We start from the raw sequence: 17,459 nt of genomic DNA, 5'->3' as shown, positions 1-17,459 counted from the left end.
TCCAACCAAGGAATACGGCCCGCCCCCGGGCCGATCGGCTCACGGGGCCTTGGCCCTGCACTGTCACGTGGCGACGACATGGCGATGAACTTCTCGAACCCGGTCAATACGCAAACCTGGACCAACGGCCGCCACAAGGTGCGTTGCGTCAAGGTCATCCAGGAAACCGCGGACGTCCGCACTTTCTGTTTCATGTCCGAACAGCCGGTCATGTTCTTCTTCAAGCCCGGCCAGTTCGTGACGCTCGAGCTGGAGATCGAAGGCGAGCCGATCATGCGCTCCTACACGATCTCGAGTTCTCCTTCGATTCCCTACAGCTTTTCGATCACCGTCAAGCGGATACCGGGTGGCCGGGTCTCCAACTGGCTGCACGACAATCTGGGCGTCGGCGAAGTGCTGGCCGTACACGGGCCGGTGGGTAACTTCAACGCCATCGACTATCCGGCGGACAAGCCGCTGATGCTCTCGGGCGGGGTCGGCATCACGCCGCTCATGTCGATGACCCGCTGGTTCTTCGATACCAATGCCGCGGTTGACCTGCAGTTCGTGCACAGTGCGCGGACGCCTCACGACATCATCTATCACCGCGAACTGGCGCACATGTTCTCGCGCCTGCCCGAGTTCACGCTGCATATCGTCTGCGAACACGACGACAAGAAAGGCGAATCCTGGGCCGGCTTCCGCGGCTATCTGACCGAGCCGATGCTGGAGCTGATGGTGCCGGACTTCATGGAACGCGAGATCTTCTGCTGCGGGCCGGAGACCTACATGAAGGCGGTCCGCGGGATCTTGCAGAAACGCGGCTTCGACATGTCGCACTATCACGAGGAACACTTCGACGCCACGCCGGCCGCGGTACGCGAAGACGTCATCGAGCTGGCCGAACAGGCCGAGGTGGCTGCCGAAGCCGTGGACGAGGCGGATCTGCGTGAGATCGCGTTTGCCAGCACCGACAAGCGCGTCAGCATTCAGCCCAACGAGACCGTCCATGCCGCGGCCGCGAAAATCGGCCTGCATATCCCCAAGGCCTGCGGCATGGGCATCTGTGGGACCTGTCGTGTGGGCCTGAAGTCCGGCGAAGTGGAGATGGACCACAACGGCGGCATCACCGAGGAGGACATCGAGGCCGGCTATATCCTGTCCTGCTGCAGCCGCCCGAAGACTGACGTGGTGGTGGATTTCTAGAGCCTGTTAACACGTCCCGCGTGCGCCGCACCGGCGCTCATTTTTTGCAAGACCAGACATCGGGCGCGTGCGCCCGTCATTCTGGCGTAGCGAATGACAACGCCGGATTGCGGAAAAATGACCGTCGTCCCGTCCGGTCACGCGCGACGTGTTATTAATCCGGCACCAAAACAGCTGACGACGTCAGCTGTTTTCAACGCCATCGAAAGAAACACCGGCCCTTGTCCGTCTTTTTATTCTCAATGGCTTCACGGCCGTTGGCCGTAGCGCGCGTGCTGTCGCACACGCGCATTATCAACCCGAAAAATCATCTATTTTTATGCCGGGTTAATAACAGGCCCTAACCGAACACGAGGGTGCGTTCGCCGTTGATGAACACGCGTGATTCGATATGCATGCGCACGGCGTGCGACAGTGCCCGGCACTCGCAGTCGCGTCCCGTGGCGATCAGATCGCCCACGCGATCATCGTGACGTACCCGGGCCACACTCTGTTCGATGATCGGACCTTCATCCAGGTCAGGCGTGACATAGTGCGCGGTCGCCCCGATCTGCTTGACACCTCGGGCGTGCGCCCGGTGGTAGGGCTTTGCCCCCTTGAAACCCGGCAGAAACGAGTGATGGATGTTGATCGCCCGGCCGGCCAGTGACAAGGCCATTTCGTCGCTGAGGATCTGCATGTAGCGGGCCAGAATGACCAGCTCCGCGCCGGTCTCGGCCACGAGCGCCTGCAAGGCCGCCTCCTGTTCACCCCGGGTGTCCCGGCTGACGGGCAGATGGACGAAACGACATCCGTACTGCGCGGCCAGCGGTTCGAGATCTGCATGGTTGGAGGCGATCGCGGCAATCGTCATCGACAGCTCGCCGCGCGCGTGGCGATAGAGCAGATCGCGCAGGCAATGATCGAGTCGAGAGACCAGAATCAGGACCGGCACTGGCCGGTCCGCGGCCGCGAGGCGCACGGTCAGTCCATACGCCTCGGCCAGACGAGTGCGCTCGGCGGACAGCTCGGCGGCATCGAAACCGGTGTCCGGAACATGAAATCGCAGACGGGCGAAGAAACGCTGCGTGTCCGGATCGTCGTACTGATCGAGCTCCTCGATGTAACCGCCGATACGATCGACCGTGGCACACAGGGCCGCGACCTGACCACGCCGGCTCGGGCCGGTCGCGGTCAGCAGATGCGCAGCACGCGGCGTGGCCGCTTCCCGAGCCGATGCGCTCATGCGCCGGTCGCCGTCTTCGGCGGGGCCGATGCCTGCAGGCCGGCAAGCACCAGCGTCGACTCGGCCGGCTGGATGGCCAGACCGTATTCACCGCCGGCATCCACGAGCCACTGCCAGAGATAATCGGCAAAACTGCGACGCACCACGATCTCGAACCGCTGGCCGGCCTCGACGACGCGGACGAACATCGCGCTCTTGGCCAGCAGCGATCGCGTACAGAATCCGGTCGGCGCCACCCGCGGGTGCAGATCGAGTGTGCTGCCCTTGGCCAGCACATCCAGCGCCGCCGGCCCTTCCAGGCTGATCAGGGTCTGACCGCCCGACGTGTCGAGCACGCCGGCATGCACGTCGGCGAGCGCGCCGCGCAGCGCGGATAGCCATGCCGGCGTGCTCTCACCGTCGACCAACACCAGCCATTCGGTCGGCCCCATCCAGGCGATCACCACGCCCTGGCCTTCGGCATAGGTATTGGGCGTTGTCGGCACCTCGCAACCCAGCACTCCGGCACAGGCCGCGGTGAAAGCCGTGTCGGACGATTTACCACGCAACACGATCTGGCCAAGAAACGGGTGTTCGGTCATCCGGACGCCGACCTTGGCCGGCGCGCTGTTGCCACGCACCGCCTCGACCTGGTCCACGAGCGGGCTTTCGATTTTGATCTCAGACATTCTGACGCGCTCCTTCACGATCGTAGAACACAGGGTCGGTGATGGTCGCGGCGATCACACTGCCGTCGACCTGTGGCGAGTAGACCGTCTCGCCGTGGCGCGACCGGCCGTCCTCGACCACCGCGAGGGCGAAGGAATGACCGAGCGTGTCGCTGTGGTAGCTGGACGAGACATGGCCGACCATCGGCATCGGCAGGGCGGCTTCCGGGTCGTTGACGAGTTGGCTGCCCTCGGGCAGCACGATGCTGCCGTCGGTCGGAACCAGCCCGACGTATTGCTTGCGCCCCTCGCCGACGATGTCGGCGCGCGAGAGCGAGCGCATGCCGATGAAGTCGTCCTTCTTCTTGCCGATCGCCCAGTGCATGCCCATGTCCATCGGCGTGACGGCACCATCGGTATCCTGCCCGGCGACGATGAAACCTTTCTCCGCGCGCAGGATGTGCATGGTTTCCGTGCCGTAGGGCGTGATGCCGTGCGGCGCGCCGGCGGCCATCACGGCCTCCCAGACATGACGGCCGTAATTGGCATCGACGTTGATCTCGAAGGCCAGCTCACCCGTGAAACTGATCCGGAAGACGCGCGCGGCCACGCCCGCCACCGTGCCTTCGCGGAACGTCATGAAGGCAAAGGCCTCGCGATCGAAATCGATGTCGTCACAGAGCGCCTGCAGGATCTCGCGCGATTTCGGACCGTTGACCGCGACGGTCGCCCACTGGTCGGTGACGAAGGTAAAGAACACATCCATGTCCGGCCATTCGGTCTGATGCCACTGCTCGAGCCAGTTCAGCACGCCGGCCGCGCCGCCGGTGGTCGTGGTCAGGTAGTAGTGGTTCTCATCGAGCTTGGCGGTCACACCGTCGTCGAAGATCATGCCGTCCTCGTGCAGCATGAGACCGTAACGACAGGTGCCGGTCTTCATCTTGCGCCGACCGCCGGTATAGATCATGTCCAGAAACCGGTTCGCATCCGGCCCGTGAACTTCGATCTTGCCGAGCGTGGAGGCATCGAGCACGCCAGCGCCGTTACGCGTCGACCGGCATTCCCGATCAAGCGCCGCCTGCATGGATTCGTCGTCTTTCGGGTAATACCAGGGCCGCTTCCACTGACCGACGTTCTCGAACAGCGCGCCGTGTTGGACGTGCCAGTCGTGCATGGCGGTCTTGCGCTCCGGGTCGAACAGGTGATCGGCCGTGCGGCCGGCCACCGAGCCGAACGACACCGGTGTATAGGCCGGCCGGAACGTCGTTGTCCCGGTTTCGGGGATGCTCTGGTCGAGCAACGAGGCGAGAATCGCCATACCGTTGATATTGCCGAGCTTGCCCTGGTCGGTGCCGAAACCCATGGCGGTGTAACGCTTGACGTGCTCGACCGACTCGTAGCCCTCGCGCACGGCCAGTGCGATATCCGCGGCGGTGGTGTCGTTCTGGTAGTCGACGAACTGTTTCGGCCCGCGGCTGAGCGGCTTGCCGGTGGGTGCGATCCAGAACGGCTGGATCGGCATGACCGTACCCGGCGCCGGTGCCGACGGTGCGGCCCCGGCCGTCGGCTCGAAACCCAGCTCGGCAACCGCGGCACCGCCCTGCTCGAAGCCCTGTGACAGAGCTTTGCGCAAGGAGAAGGCACCGGTGACCGAACCGGCCGAGCTCTGGCCCGGATTATCCGGCCCGGGCAGGAAACAGGCAGCCTCGTCGTCCCACTGCGGCTTGGACCCGATATGACAGTGCAGATGCACGACCGGTGACCAACCGCCGGATGTGGCCACCACATCACAGGCGATCGTGTCGCCCTCCTCGGCCAGCTGCCCGTACTTCACCTGGGCGATCTGCACGCTCTTCACGCGTCGCGAGCCGCGCGCCTTGATGATCGCGCTGCTGTCGTGAATCGGGATGCCGGCTTCGCGGGCTGCATCGGCCAGCGCCCCCGTCGGATTGGTCCGGATATCGACGATGGCCGCCACGTCCCTGCCGGCCGCCTTCAGATCGAGCGCAGTCTGATAAGCGCTGTCGTTGTTGGTGAAGACCACCGTCCGCCAGCCCGGCGCGACGCCGTAGCGATTGAGATAGGTCGAGACCGCCGAGGCCGTCATGATGCCCGGCCGGTCGTTGTTGCCGAAGACGAGCGGTCGCTCGAGCGCGCCGGTGGCCAGCACCACGCGCTGCGCCCGAACACGCCAGAGCCGATGCCGGACCTCCCCCGCGCCGGGGCCGCCTCGATAATCGGCCTTGTCTTCCATCAGGCCGATGAAATTGTGGTCGTAGTTGCCGAACGCTGTCGTGCGCGTCATCACACGCACCTCCTGCATTGCCGACAACTCGGCGACACTCGCCGCGATCCAGTCGTGCGGGCTGCGGTCATCGATGGCGTTGGCCTGCGCGTCCCGCTCGGCGAGCAGCGAGCCGCCGAATTCGGCGTTTTCGTCGACCAGCATCACCCGCGCCCCGGCGCGTCCGGCGCGCAGGGCCGCGGCCAGACCGGCCGGGCCGCCGCCGACGACCAGCACATCGCAGTGGGCGTTCATGTGGTCGTAACGATCCGTGTCCGGCTCGGTCGGTGAATAACCGAGGCCCGCGGCCTGTCGGATGCGCTTCTCGTAGCTCGGCCACGACTTGGCCGGCCACTTGAAGGTCTTGTAGTAGAAGCCTGCCGGCAACATTCGCGAGAAGGTGTTGTTCAGGCCCATGGGGTCGAAACCGAGCCGGGCGCTGGTCGAGGCGACCAGACCGTCGAACAGCTCGACCTGCGTGGCGCGCTGGTCCGGCCGGGTCTGGCCGCCGAGCCCGACCTGCACGATGGCATTGGGTTCTTCCGGGCCGGCTCCGACCAGACCGCGCGGCCGGTGGTACTTGAAGCTGCGGCCGATGACCGACACACCGTTGGCCAGCAACGCAGAGGCCAGCGTATCGCCGGCATAGCCGGTGTACTCGCGGCCGTTGAAGGTGAATCTGATCTCGCGGCCGCGATCGATGCGGCCGCCCTGGGACAGGCGATGGGTCTGCTGGCTCATGAGGCGTCTCCGAGAGCGGGTCGACCGGGAACATCCACGGATTCGATGCGATAGGTCACGGTGTCGCGTACCACGTCGAAGAACTGGCCGCAGCCGTGGACGTGACGCCACTGTTCGTGATGGCGGCCGCGCGGATTGGTGCGCATGAACAGGTAATCGGCCCATTCGGCGTCACTCAGGGACGCCGGATTCTCCGGCCGCTTGATCGCGGCTTCGCCGGCATAGGCGAATTCCTGCTGGTCTCTCGGCCCGCACCACGGGCAGTCGATCTGAAACATGGTTTTCTCCTAGCGGCGTTGTATCAGTGCGCCACGCCGGCCGCGCCGTGCTCGTCGACGAGGTAACCGGTGGTGTAGCGATCCAGCGAGAACGGCGCGTTGATCCAGTGCGGCTCGCCGGTGGCCAGGGTGTGGGCGAATACCCAGCCCGAACCGGGCGTGGCCTTGAACCCGCCGGTGCCCCAGCCACAGTTGATGAACAGATTGTCGACCGGCGTCTTGCCGATGATCGGCGTGGCATCGGGCGTGGTATCCACGATGCCGCCCCAGTGACGCAGCATCCGCATGCGCGAGAAGATCGGAAACATCTCCTTGATGGCCGCGATCGTCTCTTCGATGATGTTGAAGCTGCCGCGCTGGCCGTAGCCGTTGAAGGCATCGATGCCGGCCCCGATGACCAGCTCGCCCTTGTCGGACTGGCTGACGTAACCGTGGACCGCGTTGGACATGATCACCGTGTCCAGGATCGGCTTGACGGGCTCGGAGACCAGGGCCTGCAACGGGTGCGACTCCACCGGCAGCCGGAATCCGGCCATTTCGGCCAGTACACCCGAGTTGCCGGCGACCACGATGCCGACCTTCCTGGCCCGGATCGTGCCGCGCGTGGTCTCCACGCCGGTCACCGTGCCTCCGTCGCGCAGGATATTGGTGACTTCGCAGTTCTCGATGATGTCCACGCCGGCCGCATCGGCGGCCCGCGCATAGCCCCAGGCCACGCCGTCGTGACGCGCCGTGCCGGCGCGACGCTGTAGCGAGCCCCCGAGGATCGGGTAGCGGGCATTCGACGAGGTGTCGATATAGGGCACCTCGGCCTTGATCTGGCGCGCATCGACCCATTCGCTGTCGATGCCGTTCAGCCGATTGGCGTTGATGCGACGCTTGGCATCGCGTTCTTCCTGCAGCGTGTGGGCCAGGTTGTAGACCCCGCGCTGGGAGAACATGACGTTGTAGTTGAGTTCCCGGGACAGGCCTTCCCAGAGCTTCAGCGACTTCTCGAACAGATGTGCCGATTCGTCGTAGAGATAGTTCGAGCGCACGATGGTCGTGTTGCGCGCCGTATTGCCGCCACCGAGCCAGCCCTTCTCGACCACGGCGACGTTGGTGATGCCGTGCTCCTTGGCCAGATAGTAGGCAGTGGCCAGACCATGGCCGCCGGCGCCGATGATGATCACATCGTATTCGGACTTCGGCTCCGGGCTGCGCCAGGCGCGGTCCCAGTTCTCGTGATGCGACAACGCATTGCGGGCCAGCGAAAAGATTGAATAGCGGTTTTTCATGACAGCTTCCGGTTGAACCTGGGTCTCAACACTCGATGACGTTGACGGCCAGACCGCCGCGCGAGGTTTCCTTGTATTTCGTCTTCATGTCGGCGCCGGTGGCCCGCATGGTGGCGATCACCTTGTCCAGCGAGACGAAATGCTCGCCGTCGCCGCGCAACGCCATGCGGGCAGCCTGAATCGCCTTGACCGCGCCCATGGCGTTACGCTCGATGCACGGCACCTGCACCAGCCCGGCGATCGGATCGCAGGTGAGCCCGAGGTTGTGCTCCATGCCGATTTCCGCGGCGTTCTCGACCTGGGCCGGTGTGCCGCCCAGCACTTCGGCCAATGCCCCCGCGGCCATCGAGCACGCCACACCGACCTCGCCCTGACAGCCCACCTCGGCGCCCGAGATCGAGGCGTTTTCCTTGTAGAGCACGCCGATCGCGCCCGCCGTGAGCAGAAAACGCACGACCGCGTCGTCGTCGCCCTCACAGAAATTCACGAAGTAGCTCAGCACGGCGGGCAGGATGCCGGCCGCCCCGTTGGTCGGTGCCGTGACCACGCGACCGCCCGAGGCGTTTTCTTCGTTGACGGCCAGCGCGTAGAGCCCGACCCAGTCGATGACGTCCAGCGGGTCCCCGGCGGCCTCGGCGTTTTCCAGATCGCGCGCCAGGCGGGCGGCCCGCCGGCGGACCTTGATGCCGCCGGGCAACACCCCGTCGCGTGAGCGACCACGCGCGATGCAGTCGGCCATGGCAGCCCAGATATCGAGCAGGCCGGCACGGATCTCGTCGTCATCACGCCAGGCCCGCTCGTTGGCTCGCATGATCTCGCTGATCGCCACGCCTTCACGGGCGCAGTGCGCCAGCAGATCGGCGCCGGTGGTAAACGGATAACACTGGCGCGTCTCGTCTTCGACCAGACGGGCTTCGCCGTTTTCGTCCGGCTCGATGACGAAGCCGCCACCCACCGAATAGAAGATCCGTTCAGCGATCGTCTGCCCGGCCTCGTCGCGAGCGACGAAACGCATGCCGTTGGTATGCAGGGGCAGGCGCTCGCGTTTCTTCATCAACAGATGTCGACGCACATCGAAATCGATCCGGTGATGGCCGTTCAGGGCCACCGCATGCGAGGCATGCATCGTCGCGATACGCGTGCCGATGCCCTCGGCGTCCACGCTTTCCGGCTCATCGCCTTCCAGGCCAAGCATCACGGCATGGTCGGAGCCGTGGCCTCGGCCGGTCGCGGCGAGCGAACCGTAGAGCGAGGCCTCGACAGCCGTGACCGAGGCCAACCGGCCGTCTGCCTCGAGCTCGCGCACAAAGCGCGCGGCTGCGCGCATCGGGCCCACGGTATGAGAACTCGACGGCCCGATGCCGATCTTGAACAATTCGAAGACACTAACCGCCATGACTGACCTCGGCTTCGCAGAGCGTCACGCTCTGCGGGCAGCGTTCACACAACGCCCGAACCTGGCGTCGGGCACGAACCGCGATCTCGGGCGCCTCGGCCGCCTCGAGCACGTCGGCGATCACACCGGCGAGCTGGCGTGCCGCGGCGTCATCGAAGCCGCGATCGGCGATGGCGCCGGTATCCACGAGCAGGCCCACGCTGGTGAACGGCCAGCCGGCCGCCCCCGGCAGGGCTTCGGCGCGTACCGCGATGTGGACAGCGTCAAGCGCATCCACCGCACGTCGACCGGTCAACGACTGGCGGCTCAGATCGATGAGGAAACGATGATCGTCGGTACCGCTGGTCATCACGTCGAAAGCCCGGCCGCGCAGCAGGCGCACCATGGTCCGGGCATGGGCGATGGCCATCCGTCGGGCCCGACGATAATCGGCGTGCTCGATACGACCGAGTGCGCGAGCCAGGTCTTCGGCCTCATCGAGCCGCGGGGCCTCGGGCGCGGCCTCGGCCACGGCCGGTGCCAGCCGATCGGCCAACGCGGCATCGCGGCCGAGCAGCATCATGGCGCCACGCGGACCGCCCGGCAGGCATTGCGTCGCCGCGACCACCATATGCGCGCTGGCCACCGGATCGCCGTGCAGGCCGGCAGCCACGCCGGCCGCGATCGGACTGATGTCGACGGCCAGCCATGCACCCGCCGCATCGGCCATGCGTCGCAGCGCCCGCCAATCCAGAGCTCGGGCATGCGGCGGCATACCGACCACGACCAAGCGCGGACGGAAATACAGCACGCGTGACTCGAGCCGCTCGTAATCCAGCCGGCCGGAATCGATATCGGGCTCGCAGCGCGTCATGCGATAACGATCGCTGTCGGGCGAGACAAAGATGTTTTCGAGCCCGACCGTGAGCACGCCGTCGCCCGGCGCGAGCAGTTGCTCGGCCAGCAGCGCGAGCGCAGCTGCTGGCGAGACCAGATTCAGATAGGCATCCGAAGCATCATAGGCTCGACGCGCCCGATCGCGGGCCAGGACTTCGATGGCTTCGACCGGATTGGGCTGTATGATCAGCCGCGATCGCGCGCGCAGCGTCGCCGCAGGCGAAGACGGCGGGCCGACCAGATCGATGCGCTGCGCATCCCGCATGCGAACGTCATGCCGCGCCGCATCGAGTTCGGCATCGGTCTGCGTCGGTGTTCCGCCGTGATCCAACATTGCCATCGTCTTCCTGTCGTGGCTCGAATGAGCCGTATGACTGGATTAGACCGATCGCGGGACCGTGCCGACTTGAACGTTTGCGACATTGTTGCGGGATTATTTCACCGCCCGTTCTCCCGGCTCGATGCCACGGCGCATGGCGGGACGCCTGTTCGATCCAGCGACGCATTCAGGCAAAGACAGGCACAACGCGACCACCGGCCGCGAAGCCTCTGAATCAGGAATGAAAACAGGTGCCGTCTTGTCTTGCCGCGGAAATCGCAGAGCCGTTCGGCGCCGGCAGTGCGCACGCGGGGTGACAATGCATCGCGGCATGCCGGATCCAGCGGCCGACACGTCGATCGAAAGCCTTATGACCGGCTGCCGCCCCGCTTCGGGTCGACCAGCGGACAGGCCGCGCAATACTCGGGCGGGCGCGTGGCCAGATAATAGAGACAACAGGTACGTCGAAAACGCACGCGACGGCCGGCGCGATCGGCGACACGGGGCCGTCGGAAACGCGCCAGCGGGTTGTAGTCGAGACCGAATACGGCCGGCGACAGATCGAGCAGAAACCGGAAATCCGCGTCGCAGCGACGGGCGATCTCGGGCGTGGCAGGATTCGCGAACCGACGATCGTAGAGTGAATAAACCCGCACCGCCGCGTTCTCCCAGAGCATGCGAAGCGACACACCGGATGTCTCGTGCAACACCCGCCAGAGCGGTGCCAGCAGGCCACCGAACAGCATCTCGACGAGGCGTTGCCGTGCCCGGAGGCGATCGCCGGGCGCCCATCGCTCGGCCCGGGTCACATGCAACGGCAGCGCTGCCGTCCAGCGATCGTTGCGGCGCGCATATTCAATCACGCAGTTCGCTGGCGACAGATCGAGCCCGCGATCACATACCGACAAGGCATACAGACCGCACCCGGTCGCAAGAAACGCCAGGCGCTTGCTCCAGAGCGAGGCCGCCACGCGCACATCAGTGGTACCGATCATCGGCGCCAGACGATCGAGTACGCCACGACAGGCGCGATGATCGTGAAGTGCCCGGGCCTCGATCGACCGCGCATCGGCCCGGGCCGCCTCGGTGAGACCGAACGTACCGCCGAGCATCTCCCATTGCACGGGCGTGAAATCGACCGCGCTCATAGTGCCCGACCGACCGGCACGCACATGGGTGTGCCGACACAGGGATCGGGCACGATACGACACACCAGATCGAAGATAGCCCGGACGTTGTCTGCGGTCATGACGGTCTCCGGCGTGCCTTCGGCGACGATACGCCCGTCACGCATGCCGATGATGTGATCGCCATACCGGGCTGCCAGATTCAGGTCGTGCAAGACCATGACAACGGTCTTTCGGGTCTCGCGGTTGAGCGTGCGCAACAGATCGAGTACGTCGAGCTGGTGGGCCGGGTCGAGAAACGAAATCGGCTCGTCCAGCAACAGCAGTGGCGTGTCCTGGGCGACCGCGAGCGCGATCCAGACCCGCTGTCGCTGGCCGCCCGAAAGGGTGTCGACCACACGATCGGCGAGATCAGCCACATCAGCACGCTGCATCGCGCGTTCGACCATGCGTTCGTCGCGCTGCGACCACTGCGCCAACCAGCTCTGGTACGGATGACGCCCCAGCGCGACGAGCTGGCGAACCGTCATCGCCTCGGGCGTGCGCGGTTGCTGCGGTAACAGCGCGAGGCGCCGGGCGATCTCGCGTGTGGGTGAGCGCTGGATATCCGCACCGGCCAGGAGGACACGTCCGCGCGACGGGACCAGCAGACGCCCGAGCGCGAGCAGCAGCGTGCTCTTGCCCGACCCGTTGCCACCGATGATCACGGTCGTCGCCCCGTCCGGCACATCCAGCGTCAATCCCTCGACCACGGTCTTGCGACCGTAACCAAGGGTCAGCTCGTCGGCGCGAATCGAAGTCATGACGTGCGTGTCTCCCGTATGAGCAAACCAATGAAGAAAGGCGCACCGACGGCCGCGACGAAGATCCCGGCCGGCAGGTCGAGCGGCAGGAACAGGGTGCGCCCCACCAGATCCGCGCTCATCACCACACTCGCTCCGATCGCCACGGCCGCGAGCGCCTGGGCGCTGCCGCTGACCGCGACCCAGCGACGCGCCAGATGCGGAGCGAACAGACCGACAAAGGCCATTGCGCCGCCCCAGGCGATCGCCAGGCCCGCCAGCAGGCTGGCCACGCCGATCAGCGCCAGGCGCGATGCCGGCACCGAAACACCGATACCGGCAGCCAGGGCATCATCGAGCGGGGCCAACAGGGCATAACGGATCAACGGCACCCCGAACAGCAACACAAGGGCCAGCAGCCCGCCGAGCGTAACGGCATCAGCCCGGTTGGCGCCGTAGACACTGCCGACCAGCCAGACATAGGCGCTCGAGGCCAGCTCGGCCCGGCCGACGATCAGCATCAGCGTAACCACGGCGCCGGCCAGCGCGCCCATGCCCACCCCGATGAGAATCAGGCGATACGGCGTCACCCGGCCGCCACGCAACGCCAGAGCATAGACGCTCGCGACCACGAGCAACGCGCCGGCGATCGCAGCGACCGGCCGTACCCAGGCCCCGCCCTGCCCGGCGGCGAGGGCCAGATACGCCACGACGGCCGCACTCGCCCCGCCGCTCAGGCCCAGCGTATCGGGCGAGGCCAGCGGATTGCGCAGCACCTGCTGCAGAATCCAGCCGGACAGTGCGAGCGCGCCACCGACCTCCGCGGCCAGGACAACACGCGGCAGACGCAGTTGGGTGACGATGAGCCAGATCGCCCCCTCGCCCCGTTTCAGCCCGGCCAGCCACTCGCCGGGCGGCAGCCAGACGCGGCCGCAGGCCAGGCTGACCAGCGCAATGACGACACAGGTCAGCAGCGACAGACCGGCCAAGCGCCACGGGCGCCACGCGATACGCCGGGAATAGCCGGCCAGTCGGATCGTCATATCACCCATGGGGGCGTCCCGTCATGCGGATCAGACCGATGAAGAACGGCACCCCGATCAGCGTCATCGCGACCCCGACCGGTACTTCGCGCGGCGCGATGACCAGACGAGCGACGATATCCCCCCACAACAGCAGCATCGCCCCCAGTGCCGCGGCACCCGGCAGCCAGCAGCGATGATCGCTACCCAAGAGACGCCGAGCGAGATGCGGCACGATCAGACCGACAAATGCGATGCTGCCGGCCATGGCGACAGCATTGCCGGCCAAAAGCGCCGTGGCCAGCAGTGCGATTGCCTGCAGACCTCGCACGCGTGCGCCGACCGTGCGCGCCGTCTGCTCACCGGCGGACAACACATTCAGGTGGCGCAGGAACGGCACACCGAGCGCCATGACGACGACCGCCCCCACGAGCATCGGCCAGACACCCGTCAGGGAATGCCCGGCCACCGAGCCGGCCATCCAGACGAGAATCGCGTCGAGACCTTGTTGATCGACCACCAGCAAAGCCTGGCTGATGGCATTGAACAAAGCCGCCAGCGCGGCCCCGGCCAGCACCAGTCGCAGGGGGCCGGCCCGGCCTGCCCCCTGCATCGCGATGAGCCAGACCAGGCCACAGGTCAGCCCGGCGCCGAGTAGCGCGGCTACGTAACCGCTGCCGGCCAGTGGCAACGACAGCAGGCCGGCGCCTGCGACCAGCGCCAGCAGTGCACCGGCGTTGATGCCCAGAATGCCCGGCGATGCGAGCGGATTGCCCGTGACCGTCTGTATCAGGCCGCCGGCCACGGCCAGACTGGCGCCGGCCACGAGCGCGATCAGCGTCCGCGACGCCCGAGTGCCGCGAATCAGCAGATCGTCGATGTTGTCGGCTTCCGGCATGACCAGGGCATGCCAGATCGCCTCGGGGCCGAGCCAGTGGCCACCGGCGGCGAGGCTGACCAGCGCACTGCAGATCACGGCCAGCAGCAGACCGAACGCTTTCGTCGTCACGCGCGCCTCGTCGTGTCGTCCAGCCAGCCTTCGATATCGTCGAGCATGTGCATCACGCCCAGGATGCCGCCAGACAGGCTCCAGGCCACCGGGTCGACCGCGACCACGGCACCGCGTCGCGGTGCGCTCATCCGTTGCCAGATCGGGTGCGCACGCAGCTCGCGATAGTGGCGGCGAACCGCGGCACTGTCGCCGTGTAGCATCACGAAGAATACGTCGGCATCGATCGACGACAGATGCTCGACACCGGTCAGGCGTAGCGACACGCCCCCGACCCCGGCCTGGATCGGATTCCAGCGAAAGCCCAGCGACCGCAGGACCGAGCCACCGAAACTGCCGGCCAGATAACTGCGCACTTCATTGGCCCGGACATCGAGCAGCGAGACCGAAATTGGCCAGGCGCCGTCGAAATGCCGTTGCAGACGCTGCCGCAACGCCCGGATACGCGTCTTCAGGCGTATCTCCCAGTCCATCGCCGAGTGCTCGCAGCCCAGAGCGGCTGCCGTCACCGATAACGTCCGCCGATACCGATAGATATCGTCGAGCATGACCAGGCGGCCCAGCTGCGAGAGCAACGGGGCGATCCGGGCATGACGAAACGACGAGGCCACGATCACATCGGGATCGAGCAGAGCCACGTCCTCAAGACTCGGCTGTGTTTCCAGCCCGAGCAGCGTCACCCCGGCCAGCGCCTGTCGGAGATAGGGATAGATCGGCTTGTCCTGCCAGGATTCGACCACGCCCACGGGCGTGATCCCCAGCGCGACGACGGTATCCGTCGCCCCCTGGAACAACGTGACCACGCGTACGGATCGTCGCGCCGCGACGCCCGGCAACGAAATCAACGCCGCCCCCAGCGCCACGAGGCCGAGCGTGCGACGCCGCCCCGCCCTGAAGGCGCCGATATGGCCCGAGTCTGCGCGGTTACGCGCGGCCACGACGGGCAATAAAACACGCCCGCACGCGGTGTTCGCGTTGTCTTTGGTCCAACTCACCCAGCACACAACCAAAAATTGAAATGCGAATTATTATTACTTAGATTCCGACGCGCAAGCCGGCTGCGATCGGTGTGTCAGAGATCAGAAAGGGGAATTCGTTGAAGCATTCACACATCAGCGGCCGTCGTTTTCGCGGCCTGACTTTCGTCTTCATACCGGGCCTTGTGTCGGTTTTCACGGCGAGCGTCGCAGCTGAACCCGTACCCGCCACGAACGAGGAGAAACTGGAACCGGTCACAGTCACCGCGACACGAAACCGCTCGAAAGCGGATGAATCGCCGCGACGTGTGACGGTCATCAGCCGCGAGCAGATCGCACAACAGCAGGCGATCACGAACGATCCGGGCCAGGTTCTGGCCAATCTGATCCCTTCCTATTCGCCGAGCCGCCAGAAACTCTCCAACGCCGGCGAGACGCTGCGCGGGCGTGACCCACAGTTCCTGATCGACGGCGTCCCGCAGTCCAACCCGCTGCGCGACAGTTCACGCGACAGCTACACGATCGATCTGAGCATGGTCGAGCGCATCGAGGTGATCTACGGCGCCAGCGCGGAACACGGCCTGGGCGCGACCGGCGGCATCATCAATTTCGTCACCCGGCGCGCTGAAAGCGGCACCGTCAATCAGCACATCGGGCTGAGTGTCACGACCGACGACGGCGACCATACCGATGGCCAGGGCTACAAGGCGGACTATCGAATCAGCGGCGCCGAGGGCAAGTGGGACTATCTGGTTTCCGGCAGCTGGCAGGAACGCGGGCTGTTCTACGACGGCAATGACCAGCCCGTGGGCGTCGCCTATCCGGGGGAGCTGCAGAACTCCCGCAACTACGACCTGCAGGGCAAGCTCGGCTACTGGATCGACGACAACCAGAACATCGAGCTTTCGGTCAATCATTTCGATCTTGAAGGCAAGAACGATTATGTCCCGGTGATCGGCGACCGTGCCGCCGGGCGGGCGACGAGCGCACGCAAGGGCGATCCGATCGGCGATCCGGGCTATAACGAGGTCACGACCGCACGGCTGTCGTACAACCACGCCAACTGGTATGGCAACGCGATCGACGCCAATATCTACGGGCAGCGCTTCCGGGCCCAGTTCGCCACCACCCCGTTCTTTCCGTACACGGTCGGTGGCGACACACGCTACGACCAGACACGTAACGAGTCCGACAAGATCGGCGGTCAGTTCACGATCAACCGACGCCGAATGTTCGATGGCTGGCTGGATGTCGCTGCCGGGGTCGACCTGTTGCAGGACGAGACCAAACAGGTGCTCGCACACACCGGACGTGATTACGTACCCAAGACGCGTTTCCAGAACTACGCCGGTTTTCTACAGCTCGACGTGCATCCGACCGACGACCTGACGCTCACCGGTGGCCTGCGCCGCGAGCATGCCCGGCTCAAGGTCGGGCGTTATGCCACGATCGATCGGAGCAACGTCACGCAGGACAACGTCACCGTCGACGGCGGCGACCCCTCGTTTTCCGAAGTGCTCTACAACGGCGGGCTGACCTATCAGCTGACCGACTGGGCCCAGGTCTACGGCAGTTATTCGCAAGGCTTCGGCATGCCGGATGTCGGTCGCGTGCTACGTGGTATCGCCACCCCCGGCGAAAGCGTGGACAGTCTGATCGACCTCAAGCCGATCGTCACGGACACTCAGGAGATCGGCGCCCGCTTCGACTGGGCACGCTACGGTCTGGAGATCAGTTACTACGAATCGGACTCCGATCTCGGACAGCGCCTGACCGAGCGCAACGGCCAATGGGTGGGCAGCCGGGAAAAGACCGAGATCCACGGTCTGGAAGTCACCTCACACGCGCGCGTCGGCGACCGTCATCGCTTTGATCTGTCCTATACCCACGCCAACGGCCGTTCGGACACCGACGGCGACGGATCCGTCGATACCCGCCTGACCGGCATCAACATCGCCCCCGATACGCTACGCGGGAGCTGGCACGCCACCTGGACCGATCGCGTCTCCACCTTCGTACAGGCCGTCCACTACTTCGACCGCGATATCGACAATCCCGAACTCGATTTCAACGGCTACACACTGGTCGATGCCTCGGTCAGCTACGCGTTGTCGCTGGGACGCATCCAGCTCGGCGTCGAGAATCTGCTCGACAAGGACTACTTCACCTATTACTCACAGGCCGCGCGGGTCAGCGACGAATACTATTTCAAGGGTCGCGGCCGGACGTTGACGCTCGGCTATCAGGTCGACTTCTAAGGAACCTCTGATCTATTCATCCACGGTCGCGTTTGAGTCCCCAAAGGCCACGATAC

The 17,459-nt window shown here is 65.4% G+C and carries 14 protein-coding genes; 2 read left to right on the top strand and 12 right to left on the bottom strand.

The genetic code is table 11. The features are described from left to right. Nucleotides 1-78 precede the first annotated feature (78 nt). The gene (locus tag D3260_RS04710) at nucleotides 79-1,185 is read left to right on the top strand and encodes a hybrid-cluster NAD(P)-dependent oxidoreductase (protein WP_120097416.1); all 1,107 of its coding nucleotides are present in this window, start codon (nucleotides 79-81) and stop codon (nucleotides 1,183-1,185) included. Between the two features lie 340 nt (nucleotides 1,186-1,525). On the opposite strand, the gene D3260_RS04705 is transcribed toward D3260_RS04710, so the two are convergent. The 12 genes from D3260_RS04705 to D3260_RS04650 form a co-directional block, all read right to left on the bottom strand. Next, complete coding sequence (locus D3260_RS04705) at nucleotides 1,526-2,410, bottom strand: formyltetrahydrofolate deformylase (RefSeq protein WP_120097415.1); 885 nt, start codon at nucleotides 2,408-2,410, stop codon at nucleotides 1,526-1,528. Beyond that, nucleotides 2,407-3,078, bottom strand: a complete 672-nt coding sequence (locus D3260_RS04700) for a sarcosine oxidase subunit gamma (protein ID WP_120097414.1) — start codon at nucleotides 3,076-3,078, stop codon at nucleotides 2,407-2,409. The genes D3260_RS04705 and D3260_RS04700 overlap by 4 nt, the downstream gene beginning before the upstream one ends. After that, nucleotides 3,071-6,082, bottom strand: coding sequence for a sarcosine oxidase subunit alpha family protein (locus D3260_RS04695; RefSeq protein ID WP_120097413.1), 3,012 nt, complete (start codon nucleotides 6,080-6,082; stop codon nucleotides 3,071-3,073). Before D3260_RS04695 ends, D3260_RS04700 begins: the two co-directional genes overlap by 8 nt. Beyond that, nucleotides 6,079-6,360, bottom strand: a complete 282-nt coding sequence (locus D3260_RS04690) for a sarcosine oxidase subunit delta (RefSeq protein WP_120097412.1) — start codon at nucleotides 6,358-6,360, stop codon at nucleotides 6,079-6,081. Before D3260_RS04690 ends, D3260_RS04695 begins: the two co-directional genes overlap by 4 nt. A 23-nt stretch (nucleotides 6,361-6,383) precedes the next feature. Next, the gene (locus tag D3260_RS04685; RefSeq protein WP_120097411.1) at nucleotides 6,384-7,637 is read right to left on the bottom strand and encodes a sarcosine oxidase subunit beta family protein; all 1,254 of its coding nucleotides are present in this window, start codon (nucleotides 7,635-7,637) and stop codon (nucleotides 6,384-6,386) included. Between the two features lie 25 nt (nucleotides 7,638-7,662). Continuing rightward, nucleotides 7,663-9,033: an L-serine ammonia-lyase gene (locus D3260_RS04680; protein WP_120097410.1), complete on the bottom strand. Its 1,371-nt coding sequence runs from the start codon at nucleotides 9,031-9,033 to the stop codon at nucleotides 7,663-7,665. Then, nucleotides 9,023-10,249 (bottom strand): hypothetical protein, encoded by a 1,227-nt coding sequence (locus D3260_RS04675; RefSeq protein ID WP_120097409.1) that lies wholly within the window; start codon nucleotides 10,247-10,249, stop codon nucleotides 9,023-9,025. Before D3260_RS04675 ends, D3260_RS04680 begins: the two co-directional genes overlap by 11 nt. Before the next feature lie 347 nt (nucleotides 10,250-10,596). Continuing rightward, the gene (locus D3260_RS04670; RefSeq protein WP_120097408.1) at nucleotides 10,597-11,376 is read right to left on the bottom strand and encodes an IucA/IucC family C-terminal-domain containing protein; all 780 of its coding nucleotides are present in this window, start codon (nucleotides 11,374-11,376) and stop codon (nucleotides 10,597-10,599) included. Then, entirely contained in the window at nucleotides 11,373-12,158 is a 786-nt protein-coding gene (locus tag D3260_RS04665) for an ABC transporter ATP-binding protein (protein ID WP_120097407.1), read from the bottom strand. The genes D3260_RS04670 and D3260_RS04665 overlap by 4 nt, the downstream gene beginning before the upstream one ends. Further along, nucleotides 12,155-13,189, bottom strand: coding sequence for an iron chelate uptake ABC transporter family permease subunit (locus D3260_RS04660; protein ID WP_120097406.1), 1,035 nt, complete (start codon nucleotides 13,187-13,189; stop codon nucleotides 12,155-12,157). Before D3260_RS04660 ends, D3260_RS04665 begins: the two co-directional genes overlap by 4 nt. Beyond that, entirely contained in the window at nucleotides 13,182-14,168 is a 987-nt protein-coding gene (locus D3260_RS04655; RefSeq protein WP_120097405.1) for an iron ABC transporter permease, read from the bottom strand. The genes D3260_RS04660 and D3260_RS04655 overlap by 8 nt, the downstream gene beginning before the upstream one ends. Next, on the bottom strand, nucleotides 14,165-15,106 hold the full coding sequence (locus D3260_RS04650; protein WP_199671359.1) for an ABC transporter substrate-binding protein: 942 nt from the start codon (nucleotides 15,104-15,106) through the stop codon (nucleotides 14,165-14,167). The genes D3260_RS04655 and D3260_RS04650 overlap by 4 nt, the downstream gene beginning before the upstream one ends. Nucleotides 15,107-15,264: 158 nt before the next feature. Between D3260_RS04650 and D3260_RS04645 the strand changes: the two genes are divergently transcribed. Next, nucleotides 15,265-17,403 carry a TonB-dependent receptor gene (locus D3260_RS04645; protein ID WP_199671358.1) on the top strand — a complete coding sequence of 713 codons (2,139 nt, stop codon included), beginning with the start codon at nucleotides 15,265-15,267 and terminating at the stop codon, nucleotides 17,401-17,403. Nucleotides 17,404-17,459: the final 56 nt, after the last annotated feature.

The sequence above is a fragment of the Salinisphaera sp. Q1T1-3 genome (assembly GCF_003602005.1).
Taxonomy (GTDB): Bacteria; Pseudomonadota; Gammaproteobacteria; order Nevskiales; family Salinisphaeraceae; genus Salinisphaera.
This window is presented reverse-complemented; position numbering and strand designations above follow the sequence as displayed.

What these genes read in the sequence shown, in the direction of transcription:
- D3260_RS04695 (WP_120097413.1), bottom strand. Translation starts at nt 6,082, where the DNA reads ATGAGCCAGCAGACCCATCGCCTGTCCCAGGGCGGCCGCATCGATCGC.
- D3260_RS04700 (WP_120097414.1), bottom strand. Translation starts at nt 3,078, where the DNA reads ATGTCTGAGATCAAAATCGAAAGCCCGCTCGTGGACCAGGTCGAGGCG.
- D3260_RS04710 (WP_120097416.1), top strand. Translation starts at nt 79, where the DNA reads ATGGCGATGAACTTCTCGAACCCGGTCAATACGCAAACCTGGACCAAC.
- D3260_RS04685 (WP_120097411.1), bottom strand. Translation starts at nt 7,637, where the DNA reads ATGAAAAACCGCTATTCAATCTTTTCGCTGGCCCGCAATGCGTTGTCG.
- D3260_RS04705 (WP_120097415.1), bottom strand. Translation starts at nt 2,410, where the DNA reads ATGAGCGCATCGGCTCGGGAAGCGGCCACGCCGCGTGCTGCGCATCTG.
- D3260_RS04660 (WP_120097406.1), bottom strand. Translation starts at nt 13,189, where the DNA reads ATGGGTGATATGACGATCCGACTGGCCGGCTATTCCCGGCGTATCGCG.
- D3260_RS04670 (WP_120097408.1), bottom strand. Translation starts at nt 11,376, where the DNA reads ATGAGCGCGGTCGATTTCACGCCCGTGCAATGGGAGATGCTCGGCGGT.
- D3260_RS04690 (WP_120097412.1), bottom strand. Translation starts at nt 6,360, where the DNA reads ATGTTTCAGATCGACTGCCCGTGGTGCGGGCCGAGAGACCAGCAGGAA.
- D3260_RS04675 (WP_120097409.1), bottom strand. Translation starts at nt 10,249, where the DNA reads ATGGCAATGTTGGATCACGGCGGAACACCGACGCAGACCGATGCCGAA.
- D3260_RS04680 (WP_120097410.1), bottom strand. Translation starts at nt 9,033, where the DNA reads ATGGCGGTTAGTGTCTTCGAATTGTTCAAGATCGGCATCGGGCCGTCG.
- D3260_RS04665 (WP_120097407.1), bottom strand. Translation starts at nt 12,158, where the DNA reads ATGACTTCGATTCGCGCCGACGAGCTGACCCTTGGTTACGGTCGCAAG.